Source organism: Achromobacter sp. FW305-C-13 (genome assembly GCF_058783475.1).
In genome coordinates this window covers 17,635-32,973 of record NZ_JBYSYN010000002.1, presented here as the reverse complement: position 1 = coordinate 32,973, position 15,339 = coordinate 17,635, and the positions used below count along the sequence as shown (strand labels likewise).

The following is a 15,339-nucleotide window of genomic DNA, read 5'->3' as shown; positions in this document are numbered from 1 at the left end:
AAAAAGGGGGGCCGCGCTATCGGCTACCCCCCTCATAGACAGCGCACGACGGAAACAGGTTCCGTCATGCCCAAGTTGCATGAACGCGGACCAGCCGCGCGTGTTGCAGGCAAGAAGCCTACCGCAGGCCAGCCGCGTAGTCCGACACCGCCTTGATGTCGGCGTCCGACATGCGGTCCGCAATGGCGAACATGATGTCATTCTTGCGGTCACCGCTGCGGAACAGCTTGAGCTGCTCTTCGATGTACATGGGGAACTGCCCCGACAAGCGGGGGTATTGGCCGGGCAAGCCCGCACCATTGGCAGAGTGGCACGCCGCGCACGCAGGGACATTGCGTTCCGGCAAACCGCCGCGCCAGATCTTTTGACCCAGATCAACCAGCTTCTCCTGGCCGGCCGTGGCCGGCTCTTTCAGCGGTTGCTGCGCCAGATACAGCGCGATGTTCTGCATGTCGGCCGGCGTCAGGTTCTGCGCCATGGCCGTCATCGGGGTCGGGTTGCCGCCGGCGCCATTGCGCACAGGCAGCTTGGCGCCCTGCTTGACCTGGAAATCAGCCAATTGCTTGGCCAGGTATTCGTGGGGTTGCGCGGCCAAGTTGGGGTTCACCGGGATGGTGCTGTTGCCCGCCGCGCCATGACAGGACGCACAGGCAATGATGCCTCTTGAGGCGTCGCCTTGGTCAAACAGCTGACCGCCCTTGGCGGCATCTGGCTTGGCCGGGCCCGCAGCGCCGTCAGCGGCGAAACTGGGGGTCGATAAGGCGGAGGCGCCGAGCAACAGCCCGCTCGCAACCAACATCCGGGACAGCACACGCTTCATGAAGACCTCGACGATCACATCGATCAAGGCGCAAAAAGGCGCCCACGCCTGCCCCGCTCACCTTGGAAAACCGTCTCGAACCTGATTTGCCCATTCTGCCTTCCAGGCTGCCGTCGGCAACCCAAAGAGTAAGCAAAAAAGACGGCTCCGCGCACGGGGACCACTGTTGCAAACGCCGGATTATACAATAGGGCTCGAAACCAACCGTATCCAAAGCCCATCCGTGTCCCTCCTACATCGCGCCTCCTTCCTTACCTCCGCAGCTCGCCTCGACCAGTTGCCGGCCGCCGGCGCTCCCGAGGTCTGCTTTGTCGGCCGCTCGAACGCCGGCAAATCCACGGCCATCAACGTGCTGTGCAACCAGCGTCGTCTTGCCTTCTCGAGCAAGACGCCGGGCCGCACGCGCTTGATCAACATGTTCGGCTTGCCCGACCCGCTGGATCCGGAAGGCCACATCGGTTTTCTCGTCGACTTGCCCGGCTACGGCTATGCCTCGGTCGCCCGCAACGAGAAAGAAAAATGGGCCGACATCCTCGGCGGCTACCTGCGTGACCGCGAGTCGCTGGCCGGCATCGTGCTGCTGATCGACATTCGCCGCGGCGTCACCGAACTGGACCGCCGCCTGGCCAACTTCATCGCCCCCACCGGACGCCCCGTGCTGGCGCTGCTGACCAAGGCCGACAAGCTGCCCTACGGCCAGCGCATGCGCACCGTCTTCTCCGTGCGCAAGGACCTGGCGGACATCGGCGCGCTGCACACCATTCCTTTCTCGGCGCCCGAGCGCATCGGTCTGGAAGAAGCCGGCGCCCACATTGAAAATTGGATTTCTCCCAAGGTCGTACCATGAACCCGCAGATCATCACCCCCGAGTTTCCGGTTTCCCGCCCGCGCCGCCTGCGTCGCGACGACTTCACCCGCCGCCTGGTGCGCGAGAACGCGCTGACGGTCAATGACCTGATCTATCCCGTCTTCGTGGCCGAAGGCACGGGCTTGCAGCAAGCCGTGCCGTCGCTGCCCGGCGTCGTCCGCTATTCGCTGGACACGCTGCTGCCCGTGGCCGAAGAATGCGTGAAGCTGGGCATCCCGGTGCTGGCGCTCTTCCCCGTCATCGACGCGTCGCTGAAGACGCCCGACGGCATCGAAGCGACCAATCCGCGCGGCCTGATCCCGCGCGTGGTCGGCGAACTGAAGAAGCGCTTTCCGGAACTCGGCATCCTGTGCGACGTGGCGCTGGATCCTTACACCAGCCACGGCCAGGACGGCGTCATCGACGAAGACGGCTACGTCATCAACGAACTGACCGTCGAGATCCTGGTCAAGCAGGCGCTGACCCAGGCGGCCGCCGGCGTCGACATGGTCGCCCCCAGCGACATGATGGACGGCCGCATCGGCGCCGTACGCCGCGCGCTGGAAGCCAACGGCCATATCCACACGCAGATCATGGCGTACTCCGCCAAATACGCCAGCGCGTTCTATGGCCCCTTCCGCGACGCCGTGGGGTCGGCCACCAACCTGGGCAAGTCGAACAAGATGGCTTACCAGATGGATCCGGGCAACCTCGATGAAGCGCTGCGCGAAGTGGCTGCCGACTTGCAGGAAGGCGCCGACATGGTCATGGTCAAGCCGGGTATGCCGTACCTGGACGTGCTGCGCCGCGTGAAGGACACGTTCCGCGTGCCCACCTTCGCCTACCAGGTCAGCGGCGAATACGCGATGATCAAGGCCGCCGCCGCCAATGGCTGGCTGGACCACGACAAGGTCATGATGGAAGCACTGCTGGCGTTCAAGCGCGCCGGCGCCGACGGCATCCTGACGTACTTCGCGATCGAAGCGGCCAAGCTGCTCAAAGCCCAGCGCTGATCGCGCAACGCCTTGCGGGCCGGGCGTATCCGGCCAGCCCGCAAGGCGTCTTCTTTACCTTATGCCCCTTGCCTTATGCCCGCCCGTTGCGCGGCACGGCAGGCGCCACGCGGCGCAATCCCAGCCACGTTCCGCCCAGCACGCAAGCCAGTCCCACGACGTGCGTCAGGGTGACGTGTTCGTCCAGGAACAGCGAGGCGAACAGCAGCCCGAATATCGGCAGCCAGTTCACGAACAGCGCGGCGCGGCTGATGCCCAGGCGCGCGATGCCGGCATTCCAGATGATGTTGCTGACGCCTGATGCCACCACCGCAGAAAACATCAGCACCAACCACGGCCACCACGTCATCTGCCAGGTGTCGGTCTGATACGACGCCGGCGTCATCGCCGCATGCACCACCAGCATCAGCCCGCCTGCCAGGTACATGTACCAAAGCATGCCCAGCGGATCCATCGTGCGCGACATGCGCTGGATGACCAGGCCGCCGAACACGAACACCAGCACGGCCACGAACACGACCGCGTCGCCCCAGCCCGTCAGGCCGATCTGCGCGCCGCTGCCTGCGACCACCATGCCCACGCCCAACAGGCCCAGCATGGCGCCCGAGATGCGTACCAGCGTCAGTTTTTCGCGATAGAAGATGGCGGCCAGCAGCGCCGACAGCAAGGGGCTGGTGGCCATGATCAGCGTGCCGTTGGCCGCCGAAGAGAACCGCAGCCCCGAGACCAGCGCCACCTGGTGCGCGTACACCACCAGGAAGCCTGCCAGCGCTACCCAGCCCAGCTCGACGCGACCCAGCTTGGGGATGCGGCCGCGGCGGGCCTTGATGATGAGGGTGACGGTGATGAACGCAACGACGATCCGCACGGCGGCCAGCGCCTGGATGTCCATGTGCTGCGTCAGATACTTGATGGAGACGATGTTCAGGCCCCATGTGGCCATGACGAACATCAATTGAACATAGATAAGACCTTGCCGGTCCTGGCTTGCATCAACTGTTGGGGACGTCACGGGCGCCGGCCTGAAGGGAGTGGAGTGCGCCGCCCACGCGGCGCAGCAGCCATGGTATACGCCCAGGCGTCAGCGCACCAGCACCTTGTCCAGCGATTCCGTGAAGCGCTTGGCGTCCTGGAAACCCACCACGCGGGCTTCCGGCAATTCCTTGCCACCCGGCTCGAAGAACATGATCCCCGGCGGGCCGAACAGGCGGAAGCGCTTGAGCAGCGCGCGGTCGTCGGCATTGTTCGCCGTCACGTCCGCCTGCACCAGCAGCATGCCCGACATGCGTTGCGCCACGCCGGGATCGGTGAAGGTGAAGCGTTCCATCTCGCGGCACGACACGCACCAGTCGGCGTAGAAATCCAGCATCACCGGCTGGCGGCTTTGCGCCAGCAGCGCATCCAGCTCGGCGTTATTGCGCACGCGGGTGAAATGGACTTCCCCGCTTGCGGCCGCGGCATCCGAAGGCGCACCGGCGCGCGAGGCCAGATGCGACAACGGTTGCAGCACATCGCGTCCGCCGCTGGCCGCGCCGACCAGCCATGCAGCCGCCGCCAGCGCCAGCAGCAAGCCCAGCCCCTTGCCGAACATGCGGGCCGCACCCGCGCTAGCCGGCAAGGCGTCGAACGCCCGCAGCATCACGGCCGACACCACCGCCAGGAACGCCCAGCCCGTCATCTGCACCCAGGTCGGCACCACGGGGATGAGCATCCACCAGGCAGTCGCCAGCAACAACATGCCGAACAGGCGCTTCACACCGTCCATCCAGGGGCCCGCCTTGGGCAGCAGCGCGCCGGACGACGCACCCACGATCAACAGCGGCACGCCCATGCCCCAGGCCATGGCGAACAACGCCGATCCACCCAGGACCACGTCGCCCGTTTGCGAGATATACAGCAGCGCGCCCGCCAACGGCGCAGCCACGCAAGGCCCGACGATCAGCGCAGACAAGGCGCCCATCACCAGCGCACCGGTATAACGCCCGCCCGGAATGCGCGACGAACGCTCCGCCAGCTTCGCCTGGATGCCCGACGGCATCTGGAACGTGAACGCGTCAAACATCGCCAGCGCCAGCACGGCCAGCAGGATGGCGAACAGCGTCAGGATCCAGGGCGTCTGCAGCCAGGCGGCCAAGCCCGCGCCGCTCAGTCCTGCGGCCACGCCGAGCGCGGTGTAGACCACGGACATGCCCAGCACATAGGTCGCCGCCAGCGCCAGTCCGCGGCCGCGCGTCGGCCGGGGCTGCGCCACGCCGCCCAACACGATTGAAGACAAGATGGGAATCATCGGCAGCACGCAGGGCGTGAAGGCCAGCAACAGGCCCAGCACCAGGAACACGCCCGCGGTCTTGGCCCAGCCCAGACCGCCCAGCGCGTCAGCCAGGCCGGTGTCGCCAGCGTTGAACAGCGCGCTCAGCCCGCCCGACGGTGCTGCCTGCGACGCCGGCGCCAGCGCGGATGCGCCACCCGCCAGCGCGTAACCACCCGCCACCGGCGTCAGTTTCACGCTGCTGTCCATCGGCGGATAGCACAGGCCGGCGTCCGCACAGCCCTGGCCGGTCAAGGTCAGGGTGAAGGGCTGGCCCCCGGCGCCGACCGGCACGCGGATCACCACGTCCTTGTGGAAGACCTCCATGTCTTTCTCGAAGGTCGGGTCGTACTTGACCTCGCCCTTGGGGTAGACGGCTTCGCCCAGCGTCGTCGCCCCCATGGGGCTGATCGTGATGCCGAAACGCTCGCGGTACATGTAGTAGCCGGGCGCGACCTTGTAGCGCAGCTCCAGCGTATCGGGTGCAGCCATCTGCGCGCTGAACACGAAAGCCTTTTCGGGCTCCAGGAACTCGGCCTCGGCATGCGCCGCCGCCTGCCATCCCATCAGCAGCAGCGCCATCGCCAGGAACATCAGGCATTGCCTGAACAGGGCATGGGCCGCGCGGGCAGCGCGGGTGGCGTGAATCGGGCGCCGCGGCGCACCGACAATACCGGCAAGTTGCAACATCAGTCTCTCTTGTTCTGCGTGACGGCCGTCTGCTCGCGCACCCAATCCAGATAAGGCGCCGCGCCGCCGATGACCGGCAGCACGATGATTTCGGGCACATCATAGGGATGCATCTGCGCCAGGGCCTGAACCACTGCCTGGTGGCGCGCGTAGGTGGTCTTGATGTGGATGGGGACTTCTTCCGCCCCTTCGACCTCTCCGTTCCACTGGTAGATGGACAGGCCCGGCGCGCCAAGGTTCACGCAGGCCGCCAGCCCGTCTTCCACCAGCACGTGCGCGATGCGCTTCGCAAGCAGCACGTCCGGCGCATTGCTGATGACCAGCACGACGTCGTCATCGCGCAACATGGAGCCTCCTCGGGATACCCGTGTGAGATGTAACTCGGGGTATTTTATCGGTATTGCGGCGGCCGCCCGGATCCTCGGCGCCGGCCATGCCACCCAGCCATCCGTTTTCACCGAGGCACGCATGTCCGACAACTGTCTGTTCTGCCGCATCGCGCGGCACGAGATCCCCGCGCACATCATCCACGAAGACGAGCGCCTGCTGGCCTTCCTGGACATCCAGCCGGTGCGCCCGGGCCACACCCTCATCATCCCGAAGCAGCATTACCCCTATTACGAGGACATGCCCGCCGATCTCGCCGGCCACATCCTGAACCTGGGGCAGAAGCTCGGGCGTCACATGAAGCGCCTGTACGGGGTCGAGCGGGTGGGCTTCGCCTTCACCGGCATCCACGTGGCGCACGCCCACGCCCACATCATCCCGATGCATCACACGCAAGACGTGACGTCCACGCAGTACATCGAACAGCAGGACCTGACGTTCAGGATGCCGCCCCAACCGCCTCAGGAGGCGCTGGCGGCCACCGCAGCGCAGCTGCGGGGGGAATTGCACGCCTCGTGATCCAAACGCCGTGGCGGGCGCGCAAATAAAACAAGGGCGGGTCCGAAGACCCGCCCTTGTCGCTTATCGAGCTACCGAGAATTACTCGGCGCTGTCCGCAGCGGCTTCATCAACTTCCGGACGGTCAACCAGTTCCATGAAAGCCATGGGAGCGTTGTCGCCTTGACGGAAGCCCATCTTCAGCACGCGGGTGTAGCCACCGTTACGGGCCGCGTAGCGCGGGCCGATTTCGGCAAACAGCTTCACCACCGCATCGCGATCGCGCAGACGGGCAAATGCCAGACGCTTGTTCGCCAGCGTGGGCTCTTTGCCCAGCGTGATCAGGGGTTCGATGACGCGGCGCAATTCTTTCGCCTTCGGCAGCGTGGTCTTGATGGCTTCGTGGGTGATCAACGAAACGGCCATGTTGCGGAACATGGCAAGACGGTGACTGCTGGTGCGGTTGAGCTTACGCAAGCCATTACCGTGACGCATGATAAGTTTCCTTTGAATCTAGAGATGGCGTTCGCCATCGGGTTGCCGGCTCTTCTATCAACCTGCAATCAGGCCGCGGTCCGGTAGAAAACGGTGCATTTTACGACGATTTCGCAAACGGCCCGGCGGCAAAGCCGGGCGCTGCGGGAAACGCCCCGTTTCCGGGGCATCACCCTCTTAAGACTTACGGACGCTCCAGGCCCAGGGGCGGCCAGTTCTCGAGCTTCATGCCCAGAGTCAGACCACGTGCAGCCAGGACTTCCTTGATCTCGTTGAGCGACTTGCGACCCAGGTTCGGGGTCTTGAGCAGCTCGTTTTCGGTACGCTGGATCAGGTCGCCGATGTAGTAGATGTTTTCGGCCTTCAGGCAGTTGGCCGAACGCACGGTCAGTTCCAGGTCGTCGACCGGGCGCAGCAGCACCGGGTCGATCTGCGGCGTGCCGCGGACCGGGGCTTCGTACGAATCGCCAGCGCCTTCCAGAGCAGCGAAGACCGAGATCTGGTCCATCAGGATGCGAGCCGACTGGCGCACCGCTTCCTCGGGCGAGATGACGCCGTTGGTTTCGATGTCCAGAACCAGCTTGTCCAGGTCGGTGCGCTGTTCCACGCGGGCGCTTTCAACCGCGTAGCTCACGCGGCGGACCGGGCTGAACGAAGCGTCCAGAACGATGCGGCCGATGGTGTGGGTGCGGTCTTCCGACAGCGCGCGCACGTTGCCCGGCACGTAGCCGCGGCCCTTTTCAACCTTGATCTGCATTTCCAGCTTGCCTGCGTCCGTCAGGTTGCAGATGGCATGGCCGGGGTTGATGATCTCGACGTCATGCGGCAGCTCGATGTCGCTGGCCAGCACGGTGCCCGCGCCGGTCTTGCGCAGAACCAGGGTCACTTCGTCGCGATTGTGCAGCTTGAAGACCACGCCCTTCAGGTTCAGCAGGATGTCGACGACATCTTCGCGAACGCCCGGGATGGTCGAGTATTCGTGCACCACGCCCGTCATCTGGACTTCGGTCGGCGCGTAGCCGGTCATCGAAGACAGCAGGATGCGGCGCAGGGCGTTGCCCAGCGTATGACCGTAGCCACGCTCGAACGGCTCCATCACGATCTTGGCATGGTGCGTGCCGACCGGTTCGACTTCAATGGAGCGCGGCTTCAGGAAACCTTGAGTGGACATTTACTGTGTTCCTTTTCAATACCCTCGGCTCGTTACACCGATAAGGCTGATGGACAGGGTGAAACATGAAACTCGGACGGCGCGAAAACGCCGGCCGATACTTACCGCAAAGCCCGCCCCACCAAAAGGCGGAAAGCGGGCTGCTGCGGGACGTGCAAACGGGTCGCGAGACCAGCTTCGTGCCGGCACACCTGCGAAGGAGGCGCCGGCAGAGACCTGATTAACGCGAGTACAGTTCGACGACCATCGATTCGTTGATGTCGCGAGCGACGTCAGCGCGATCGGGGACCGACTTGAACGTACCGGTCAGCTTGGTCGAATCGACTTCCACCCATTGGGGGATGCCGATGCTGGTGGCCAGGTCGAGCGATTCCTTGATACGGCCTTGCTTCTTGGCCTTTTCACGGATCGAAACGACGTCGCCAGCCTTGACCAGCATCGAAGCGATGTCAGCCGTGTGGCCGTTCAGTTCGATGGCGCGGTGGCTCACCAGCTGGCGAGCTTCGGCGCGCGTCGAGCCGAAGCCCATGCGGTAGACGACGTTGTCCAGGCGCGATTCCAGCAGCTGGATCAGGGTTTCGCCGGTGTTGCCACGGCGACGCTCTGCTTCAGCGAAGTACTTGCGGAATTGCTTTTCCAGCACGCCGTACATGCGCTTGAGCTTTTGCTTTTCGCGCAGCTGCAGGCCGTAGTCGGAAGTGCGGGCACCCGAAGTGCGGCCGTGTTGGCCAGGCTTGGAATCCAGCTTGCACTTGGAATCCAGCGAGCGACGGGCGCTCTTCAGGAACAGGTCAGTACCCTCGCGGCGCGAGAGCTTGCATTTGGGTCCAATATAACGTGCCATGTGGATTCCCTTTAGATACGACGACGCTTCGGCGGACGGCAGCCGTTGTGCGGAACGGGCGTGATGTCGGCGATGGACGAAATCTTGATGCCCAGCGCGTTCAGCGCACGGACAGACGATTCGCGACCGGGGCCGGGGCCCTTGATACGCACTTCCAGAGTCTTGATGCCGTACTCCAGCGCGACGCGGCCAGCCGTTTCAGCAGCGACCTGCGCGGCGAACGGGGTCGACTTACGCGAACCCTTGAAACCAGCACCGCCCGACGTGGCCCACGACAGTGCGTTGCCCTGACGATCGGTGATGGTGATGATGGTGTTGTTGAACGAAGCGTGAACGTGCGCGATGCCGTCCGAGACGTTCTTCTTAACCTTTTTGCGCACGCGCGAAGCGCCGCTGGTGGAAGCTTTCGCCATAATCCTGTTCCTCGATTATTTCTTCAGGGACGCAGCTGCACGACGCGGGCCCTTACGGGTCCGTGCGTTGGTGCGAGTGCGCTGGCCGCGCACGGGCAAACCGCGCTTGTGACGCATACCGCGGTAGGTTCCCAGGTCGATCAAACGCTTGATCGAGAGCTGTACTTCACGACGCAGGTCGCCTTCAACCGTGAACAAACCAACATGTTCGCGGACGCGTTCCAATTCAGCGTCGTTCAGATCCTTGACCTTTTTGTCAAAGGGTACGTTTGCCGCTTCGCAGATTTTGCGAGCGCGCGTACGACCAATGCCAAAAATGGCGGTCAGTCCGATCTCGGCGTGCTGTTGCGGCGGGATGTTAATGCCAGCAATACGGGCCATGACTATTCCTTGAATAAATCTGTTGCGTAGTCGCTAACCCGAGTTAGCCTTGACGCTGCTTGTGACGCGGGTCGGTGCAGATAACACGCACCACGCCGTGACGTTTGATAACTTTGCAGTTGCGGCAGATCCGCTTAACCGATGCCATTACTTTCATGGTTGACTCCTAATTTTCCGTAATCCGGTTCCGCTCATTTGGAGCGGAAAACTATCCTGGCTCGCGTCAGATCATAGGGCGTGAGCTCCACTGTGACCTTGTCACCCGGCAGGATCCGGATGTAATGCATACGCATCTTGCCGGAAATATGGCCCAACACCACGTGGCCGTTTTCGAGCTTGACGCGAAATGTCGCGTTCGGGAGGTTCTCAAGAACCTCGCCTTGCATCTGAATGACGTCGTCCTTGGACATTCTTTTGCTTACCGCATCGGCAAACCCGCGCCCTTGAAGTTGGCCTTCTTGAGCAACGAGTCGTACTGGTGAGACATCATGTAGGCCTGAACCTGTGCCATGAAATCCATCGTCACCACCACAATAATCAACAGAGACGTACCACCGAAGTAGAAAGGAACGTTCCAGCGCATCACCAAGAATTCAGGCAACAGGCACACCAAAGTGATGTACAAGGCACCTGCGAGCGTCAGACGCATCAGGATCTTGTCGATGTAGCGCGCTGTTTGTTCACCCGGACGAATGCCCGGAACAAACGCACCACTCTTCTTCAGGTTGTCCGCCGTTTCGCGGCTGTTGAACACCAGAGCCGTGTAGAAAAAGCAGAAGAAAATAATCGCGACGGAGTACAGCGTGATGTAGAGCGGTTGACGAGGCGACAGGGCCGCAGCCAGGTCGCTAAGCCAGCGCATGTTCTCACTGCTGGAGAACCAGCTCGTGATCGTGGCCGGGAACAGAATGATCGACGATGCGAAGATCGGCGGAATCACCCCTGCCATGTTCAGCTTCAGCGGCAAATGCGAGCTTTGACCACCGTAGACCTTGTTGCCGACCTGACGCTTGGCGTAGTTCACCGTGATCTTGCGCTGTCCGCGTTCCACGAACACCACAAAAGCGGTAACCAGCACCACCAGAGCCACGATGAACAGTGCGGAAAGCACAGACATCGCGTTGGTGCGGACCAGGTCCAACAGTGCAGCCAGCGCCGCGGGCAGACCCGCAACGATACCTGCGAAGATCAGGATGGAAATCCCGTTGCCCAGACCGCGTTCCGTAATCTGCTCACCCAGCCACATGACGAACATGGTGCCAGTGACCAGAGTCACAACGGTCGTGAAGCGAAACAGCATACCCGGATCGATCACCAGTCCCTGTTGGGACTCCAACGCTACCGAAATGCCCACTGCTTGCACCAGCGCCAGCACGACTGTGCCGTAGCGGGTGTACTGGGTAATCTTCCGACGACCGGCTTCGCCCTCTTTCTTGAGCGCTTCCAGCGACGGCACCACCACCGACATCAACTGCATGATGATGGATGCCGAAATGTACGGCATGATCCCCAGGGCAAAAATCGAGAAACGCGAGAGCGCCCCACCCGAGAACATGTTGAACAGGCCCAGGATCCCGCCCTGGTTCTGACGGAACAAGTCCGCCAGCGCATCCGGATTAATACCCGGTACGGGGATGTGTGTACCCAAACGGTAAACCACCAGGGCGAGCACCAGGAACACAAGACGGCGCTTCAAATCACCGTACCGTGCTCCGGTTTTGCCCAATGCCTGCGCGTTAGCCACTCGTCACCTCGTGATCAAGCAAGCGAGCCGCCCGCGGCTTCGATGGCGGTGCGAGCACCAGCCGTCGCGGTAATGCCCTTGAGCACGACCTTGCGCGAGAGTTCACCCGACTTGATGACCTTGGCGTAACGAACCGCCTGGCCAATCACGCCAGCCGCCTTCAGCACTTGCACATCGATTTCGTCGATGGGCAGGGCTTGCAGGTCCGACAGACGAACTTCGGCATACAGGTGTTGACCGAGCGGGGTGAAACCACGCTTGGGCAGACGACGCTGCAGCGGCATTTGACCGCCTTCGAAGCCAACCTTATGGAAACCGCCCGAGCGCGACTTCTGACCCTTGTGACCACGGCCGGCGGTTTTACCCAGACCCGAACCGATGCCACGGCCGACGCGGCGCTTGGCGTGCTTGCTGCCCTCAGCGGGCTTCAGCGAATTAAGTTGCATATCCGACATGGTGATTCCTTAGGCTTCCGAGACGGAAACGAGATAATCCACCTTACGGATCATCCCACGCACCTCGGGCGTATCGACCAGCACGCGGCTGCTGTTGATGCGACCCAAGCCCAAACCGCGAACCGTATCACGGTGCGATTGCTTGGTACCGATCACCGAGCGCACGAGGGTCACTTTGATCTGCTTCTGAGCCATGATTTACCCCAGGATTTCTTCGACCGACTTGCCGCGCTTGGCAGCAACATCGGCCGGGGTCAGGGAAGCGCGCAGACCGTTCAACGTGGCGCGAACCATGTTGTAGGGGTTGCTCGAGCCCAGGCTCTTGGCAACCACGTTACGCACACCCATCACTTCAAAAATAGCGCGCATCGGGCCGCCGGCGATAACGCCAGTACCTTCAGCAGCCGGCGAGATCAGCACGGTAGCGGCGCCATGCTTGCCAACCACGGTGTGGTGCAGCGTGCCGTTCTTCAGGGCAACCTTGAACATGCCGCGACGGGCCTGTTCCATTGCCTTCTGAACGGACACCGGCACTTCACGCGCCTTGCCCTTACCCATGCCGACGCGACCATCGCCATCGCCAACCACGGTCAGCGCGGCAAAGCTCATGGTGCGACCACCCTTGACCACTTTGCTCACGCGGTTGACCGCGATCATCTTTTCGCGGAGGCCGTCATCGTTCTCTTTTTCCGCGGCGTTCTTGCCTTGTACTTTAGCCATTTGACAGATCCTCGCTTAGAACTTCAGGCCGGCTTCACGCGCGGCATCGGCCAGCGCTTTCACGCGGCCATGGTAACGAAAGCCCGAGCGATCGAAAGCGACCAGTTCGATACCGGCAGCCTTGGCCTTTTCGGCCACGCGCTTGCCGACCAGCGTAGCAGCGGCAGTGTTGCCACCCTGACCGGTTTGGCCGGCCAGTTGCGCACGCACTTCGGCTTCCACCGTCGAGGCGCTGACCAGAACGCGATCGCCTTCCGGCGAAATGATGTTGGCGTAGATGTGCTGGTTCGAGCGGAAGACCGAGAGGCGGTGAACGCGCAGCTCGTTGATCTTCCGGCGGGTCGGAACCGCACGACGCAAACGGGAAACTTTTTTGTCCATGATTCGTCCTTGCGTGCGCCGTTATTTCTTCTTGGTTTCTTTGATGACGACGCGTTCGTCCGAGTAACGCACACCCTTGCCCTTGTAGGGTTCGGGTTCGCGGTACGCGCGGATTTCAGCGGCCATCTGACCGACGACTTGCTTGTTGGCGCCCTTGATGACGATTTCCGTCTGGGTGGGGCATTCGGCCTTGATACCGGCCGGCAACTGATGCAAAACGTCGTGCGAGAAACCGAGCTGCAGCTTAACGGCATCGCCTTGGATCGAGGCGCGGTAACCCACGCCAACCAGGGTCAGCTTGCGCTCGAAGCCCTTGCTCACGCCGGTAACCATATTGGCCACCAGAGCGCGCACGGTACCCGACATGGCATTGGCGTGACGCGTTTCGTTAGCGGCGGCAAACGTGAGCTTGCCTTCGTCCAACGCAACGGTGACGTCGCCAGTCAGGGCTTGGGTCAGGGTGCCCAGCGGGCCCTTGACAGTGATCTGATCCTGCTTGATGTCAGCTTCGACACCCTTGGGCAGTTCGACCGGATACTTAGCGATACGTGACATTAGAATTTCTCCTTAGGCCACGTAGCACAGCACTTCGCCGCCGACGCCGTTGGCGCGAGCCTTACGGTCGGTCATGACGCCGCGCGAGGTCGAAACGATAGCCACGCCCAGGCCGTTCATGACCTGAGGAATGCTGGTACGGCCCTTGTAGATACGCAGACCGGGGCGCGACACGCGTTCAATGCGCTCGATAACCGGACGGCCAGCGTAGTACTTCAGGGTGATCTCGAGCTCAGGCTTGGCCTGGGTGCCCTTGATTTCAAAGCTGTCGATGTAGCCTTCGTCTTTCAGCACAGCGGCAATTGCCGCCTTCAGCTTCGAGGAGGGCATGCTCACCGTAACTTTGTCCACTTGCTGCGCATTGCGAATGCGGGTCAGCATATCGGCGATGGGATCGCTCATGCTCATAATGTATCTCCTACCAGCTGGCCTTGGTGATGCCGGGGATTTCGCCCTTCATCGCCATTTCACGCAGTTTGTGACGCGTCAGGCCGAACTTGCGGAACACACCGCGCGGACGACCGGTGACCACGCAACGGTTACGTTGGCGCGTCGGATTGGCATTGCGCGGCAGCTGTTGCAGCTTGAGCCGAGCTTGGTAACGTTCTTCGTCGGTCTTCGACTGGTCGTCGATGATCGACTTCAACTCAGCGCGCTTGGCAGCGAACTTGTCAGCCAGCTTGGCGCGCTTGATGTCGCGATTGATGAGGGAAAGTTTTGCCACGTCATCAGCCCCTTAGTTACGGAACGGGAAGCTGAAGGCCGTCAACAGCGCCTTGGCTTCTTCGTCGGTCTTCGCGGAGGTGGTGATGCTGATGTTCAGCCCACGCAGCGCGTCGATCTTGTCGTACTCGATTTCGGGGAAAATGATCTGCTCTTTCACCCCGATGTTGTAGTTGCCGCGGCCGTCAAATGCACGACCCGAGATACCACGGAAGTCACGCACGCGAGGCAGCGCGACCGCAACGAGGCGATCCAGGAATTCGTACATGCGTTGACCACGCAGCGTGACCATGCAACCAATCGGGTAGTTTTCGCGGATCTTGAAACCGGCGATAGCCTTCTTGGTCTTCGTCACGACAGGCTTTTGGCCAGCAATCTTGGTCAGGTCCGACACCGCGTGTTCGATAACCTTCTTATCGGACACGGCTTCCGAGACACCCATGTTCAGGGTGATCTTGGTGATGCGCGGCACTTCCATGACGCTCTTGTAGCCAAACTTGGCCTGCAGGTCGCCAGCGACCTTGCTCTTGTAGAAATCTTGCAAACGAGACATGTCTATCGCCCCTTACGCCTTGGCGCCGACAACGGCACCATTGGAACGGAACACGCGGACCTTGCGACCTTCGACTTCTTGAACGCCCACGCGGTCGCCACGACCGGTTGCGGGGTTGAAGAGCGCCACATTCGAGATGTGGATCGGCATGGTCTTTTCGACAATCCCGCCCGGGTTGTTAGCCATCGGGTTGGCTTTCACGTGCTTCTTGACGATGTTGACGCCTTCGACCAGAACGTGGTCGGCATCAACACGAGCCAGCACGGTACCGCGACGCTTCTTGTCGCGGCCGGTCAGGACGATGACTTCGTCGCCTTTACGAATGTTGTTCATCGTAGGGC

At 62.1% G+C, this 15,339-nt stretch carries 24 protein-coding genes; 3 read left to right on the top strand and 21 right to left on the bottom strand.

The genetic code is table 11. The annotated features are described in order from the left end of the window. Nucleotides 1–118: 118 nt before the first annotated feature. Nucleotides 119–820, bottom strand: coding sequence for a c-type cytochrome (locus AC3WMU_RS11650; protein ID WP_035214109.1), 702 nt, complete (start codon nt 818–820; stop codon nt 119–121). A 223-nt stretch (nt 821–1,043) separates the two neighbouring features. Here AC3WMU_RS11650 and yihA point away from each other — a divergent pair, with 223 nt between their 5' ends. Then, on the top strand, nt 1,044–1,667 hold the full coding sequence (gene yihA / locus AC3WMU_RS11645) for a ribosome biogenesis GTP-binding protein YihA/YsxC (RefSeq protein WP_006227427.1): 624 nt from the start codon (nt 1,044–1,046) through the stop codon (nt 1,665–1,667). Beyond that, nucleotides 1,664–2,680: a porphobilinogen synthase gene (gene hemB, locus AC3WMU_RS11640; protein ID WP_006227426.1), complete on the top strand. Its 1,017-nt coding sequence runs from the start codon at nt 1,664–1,666 to the stop codon at nt 2,678–2,680. The genes yihA and hemB overlap by 4 nt, the downstream gene beginning before the upstream one ends. 73 nt (nt 2,681–2,753) lie before the next feature. On the opposite strand, the gene AC3WMU_RS11635 is transcribed toward hemB, so the two are convergent. The 3 genes from AC3WMU_RS11635 to cutA form a co-directional block, all read right to left on the bottom strand. Beyond that, entirely contained in the window at nt 2,754–3,632 is an 879-nt protein-coding gene (locus tag AC3WMU_RS11635) for a DMT family transporter (RefSeq protein ID WP_280027349.1), read from the bottom strand. Between the two features lie 129 nt (nt 3,633–3,761). Further along, nucleotides 3,762–5,678, bottom strand: a complete 1,917-nt coding sequence (dsbD, locus tag AC3WMU_RS11630) for a protein-disulfide reductase DsbD (RefSeq protein WP_492282382.1) — start codon at nt 5,676–5,678, stop codon at nt 3,762–3,764. Then, nucleotides 5,678–6,025: a divalent-cation tolerance protein CutA gene (cutA, locus tag AC3WMU_RS11625; RefSeq protein ID WP_006227424.1), complete on the bottom strand. Its 348-nt coding sequence runs from the start codon at nt 6,023–6,025 to the stop codon at nt 5,678–5,680. The genes dsbD and cutA overlap by 1 nt, the downstream gene beginning before the upstream one ends. Nucleotides 6,026–6,146: 121 nt before the next feature. On the opposite strand from cutA, the gene AC3WMU_RS11620 reads away from it, so the two are divergent. Then, nucleotides 6,147–6,584 carry an HIT family protein gene (locus AC3WMU_RS11620; protein ID WP_006227423.1) on the top strand — a complete coding sequence of 146 codons (438 nt, stop codon included), beginning with the start codon at nt 6,147–6,149 and terminating at the stop codon, nt 6,582–6,584. A gap of 81 nt (nt 6,585–6,665) precedes the next feature. On the opposite strand, the gene rplQ is transcribed toward AC3WMU_RS11620, so the two are convergent. The 17 genes from rplQ to rplX all read right to left on the bottom strand — a co-directional run bounded on the left by rplQ (nt 6,666) and on the right by rplX (nt 15,331). Next, nucleotides 6,666–7,058 carry a 50S ribosomal protein L17 gene (gene rplQ, locus AC3WMU_RS11615; RefSeq protein WP_006216513.1) on the bottom strand — a complete coding sequence of 131 codons (393 nt, stop codon included), beginning with the start codon at nt 7,056–7,058 and terminating at the stop codon, nt 6,666–6,668. A gap of 184 nt (nt 7,059–7,242) precedes the next feature. Beyond that, a complete protein-coding gene (locus tag AC3WMU_RS11610; RefSeq protein WP_006216514.1) occupies nt 7,243–8,229 on the bottom strand; it encodes a DNA-directed RNA polymerase subunit alpha in 987 nt (328 codons plus the stop codon). A gap of 220 nt (nt 8,230–8,449) precedes the next feature. Next, a complete protein-coding gene (rpsD, locus tag AC3WMU_RS11605) occupies nt 8,450–9,073 on the bottom strand; it encodes a 30S ribosomal protein S4 (protein WP_006227422.1) in 624 nt (207 codons plus the stop codon). 11 nt (nt 9,074–9,084) lie between these two features. Beyond that, nucleotides 9,085–9,486: a 30S ribosomal protein S11 gene (gene rpsK / locus AC3WMU_RS11600; RefSeq protein WP_006216516.1), complete on the bottom strand. Its 402-nt coding sequence runs from the start codon at nt 9,484–9,486 to the stop codon at nt 9,085–9,087. 15 nt (nt 9,487–9,501) lie between these two features. Then, entirely contained in the window at nt 9,502–9,867 is a 366-nt protein-coding gene (gene rpsM / locus AC3WMU_RS11595; RefSeq protein WP_006216517.1) for a 30S ribosomal protein S13, read from the bottom strand. 43 nt (nt 9,868–9,910) lie between these two features. Then, entirely contained in the window at nt 9,911–10,024 is a 114-nt protein-coding gene (gene rpmJ / locus AC3WMU_RS11590; RefSeq protein WP_003806928.1) for a 50S ribosomal protein L36, read from the bottom strand. Nucleotides 10,025–10,058: 34 nt separating this feature from the next. After that, on the bottom strand, nt 10,059–10,277 hold the full coding sequence (gene infA, locus AC3WMU_RS11585) for a translation initiation factor IF-1 (RefSeq protein WP_003806927.1): 219 nt from the start codon (nt 10,275–10,277) through the stop codon (nt 10,059–10,061). 8 nt (nt 10,278–10,285) lie between these two features. Then, entirely contained in the window at nt 10,286–11,611 is a 1,326-nt protein-coding gene (secY, locus tag AC3WMU_RS11580) for a preprotein translocase subunit SecY (RefSeq protein WP_088588568.1), read from the bottom strand. 14 nt (nt 11,612–11,625) lie between these two features. Further along, nucleotides 11,626–12,066: a 50S ribosomal protein L15 gene (gene rplO / locus AC3WMU_RS11575; RefSeq protein ID WP_035213993.1), complete on the bottom strand. Its 441-nt coding sequence runs from the start codon at nt 12,064–12,066 to the stop codon at nt 11,626–11,628. A 9-nt stretch (nt 12,067–12,075) separates the two neighbouring features. Then, a complete protein-coding gene (rpmD, locus tag AC3WMU_RS11570; protein WP_006216520.1) occupies nt 12,076–12,261 on the bottom strand; it encodes a 50S ribosomal protein L30 in 186 nt (61 codons plus the stop codon). A 3-nt stretch (nt 12,262–12,264) separates the two neighbouring features. Then, nucleotides 12,265–12,786 (bottom strand): 30S ribosomal protein S5, encoded by a 522-nt coding sequence (rpsE, locus tag AC3WMU_RS11565; RefSeq protein WP_006216521.1) that lies wholly within the window; start codon nt 12,784–12,786, stop codon nt 12,265–12,267. A gap of 15 nt (nt 12,787–12,801) precedes the next feature. After that, a complete protein-coding gene (rplR, locus tag AC3WMU_RS11560) occupies nt 12,802–13,167 on the bottom strand; it encodes a 50S ribosomal protein L18 (protein ID WP_006227039.1) in 366 nt (121 codons plus the stop codon). A 21-nt stretch (nt 13,168–13,188) separates the two neighbouring features. Further along, the gene (gene rplF / locus AC3WMU_RS11555) at nt 13,189–13,722 is read right to left on the bottom strand and encodes a 50S ribosomal protein L6 (RefSeq protein ID WP_006227038.1); all 534 of its coding nucleotides are present in this window, start codon (nt 13,720–13,722) and stop codon (nt 13,189–13,191) included. Nucleotides 13,723–13,734: 12 nt separating this feature from the next. Further along, on the bottom strand, nt 13,735–14,130 hold the full coding sequence (gene rpsH, locus AC3WMU_RS11550) for a 30S ribosomal protein S8 (RefSeq protein ID WP_006216525.1): 396 nt from the start codon (nt 14,128–14,130) through the stop codon (nt 13,735–13,737). Between the two features lie 10 nt (nt 14,131–14,140). Further along, nucleotides 14,141–14,446 carry a 30S ribosomal protein S14 gene (gene rpsN, locus AC3WMU_RS11545; protein WP_006227037.1) on the bottom strand — a complete coding sequence of 102 codons (306 nt, stop codon included), beginning with the start codon at nt 14,444–14,446 and terminating at the stop codon, nt 14,141–14,143. 12 nt (nt 14,447–14,458) lie between these two features. Further along, on the bottom strand, nt 14,459–14,998 hold the full coding sequence (gene rplE, locus AC3WMU_RS11540; RefSeq protein WP_006216529.1) for a 50S ribosomal protein L5: 540 nt from the start codon (nt 14,996–14,998) through the stop codon (nt 14,459–14,461). A 12-nt stretch (nt 14,999–15,010) separates the two neighbouring features. Next, nucleotides 15,011–15,331: a 50S ribosomal protein L24 gene (gene rplX, locus AC3WMU_RS11535; RefSeq protein WP_006227036.1), complete on the bottom strand. Its 321-nt coding sequence runs from the start codon at nt 15,329–15,331 to the stop codon at nt 15,011–15,013. Nucleotides 15,332–15,339: the final 8 nt, after the last annotated feature.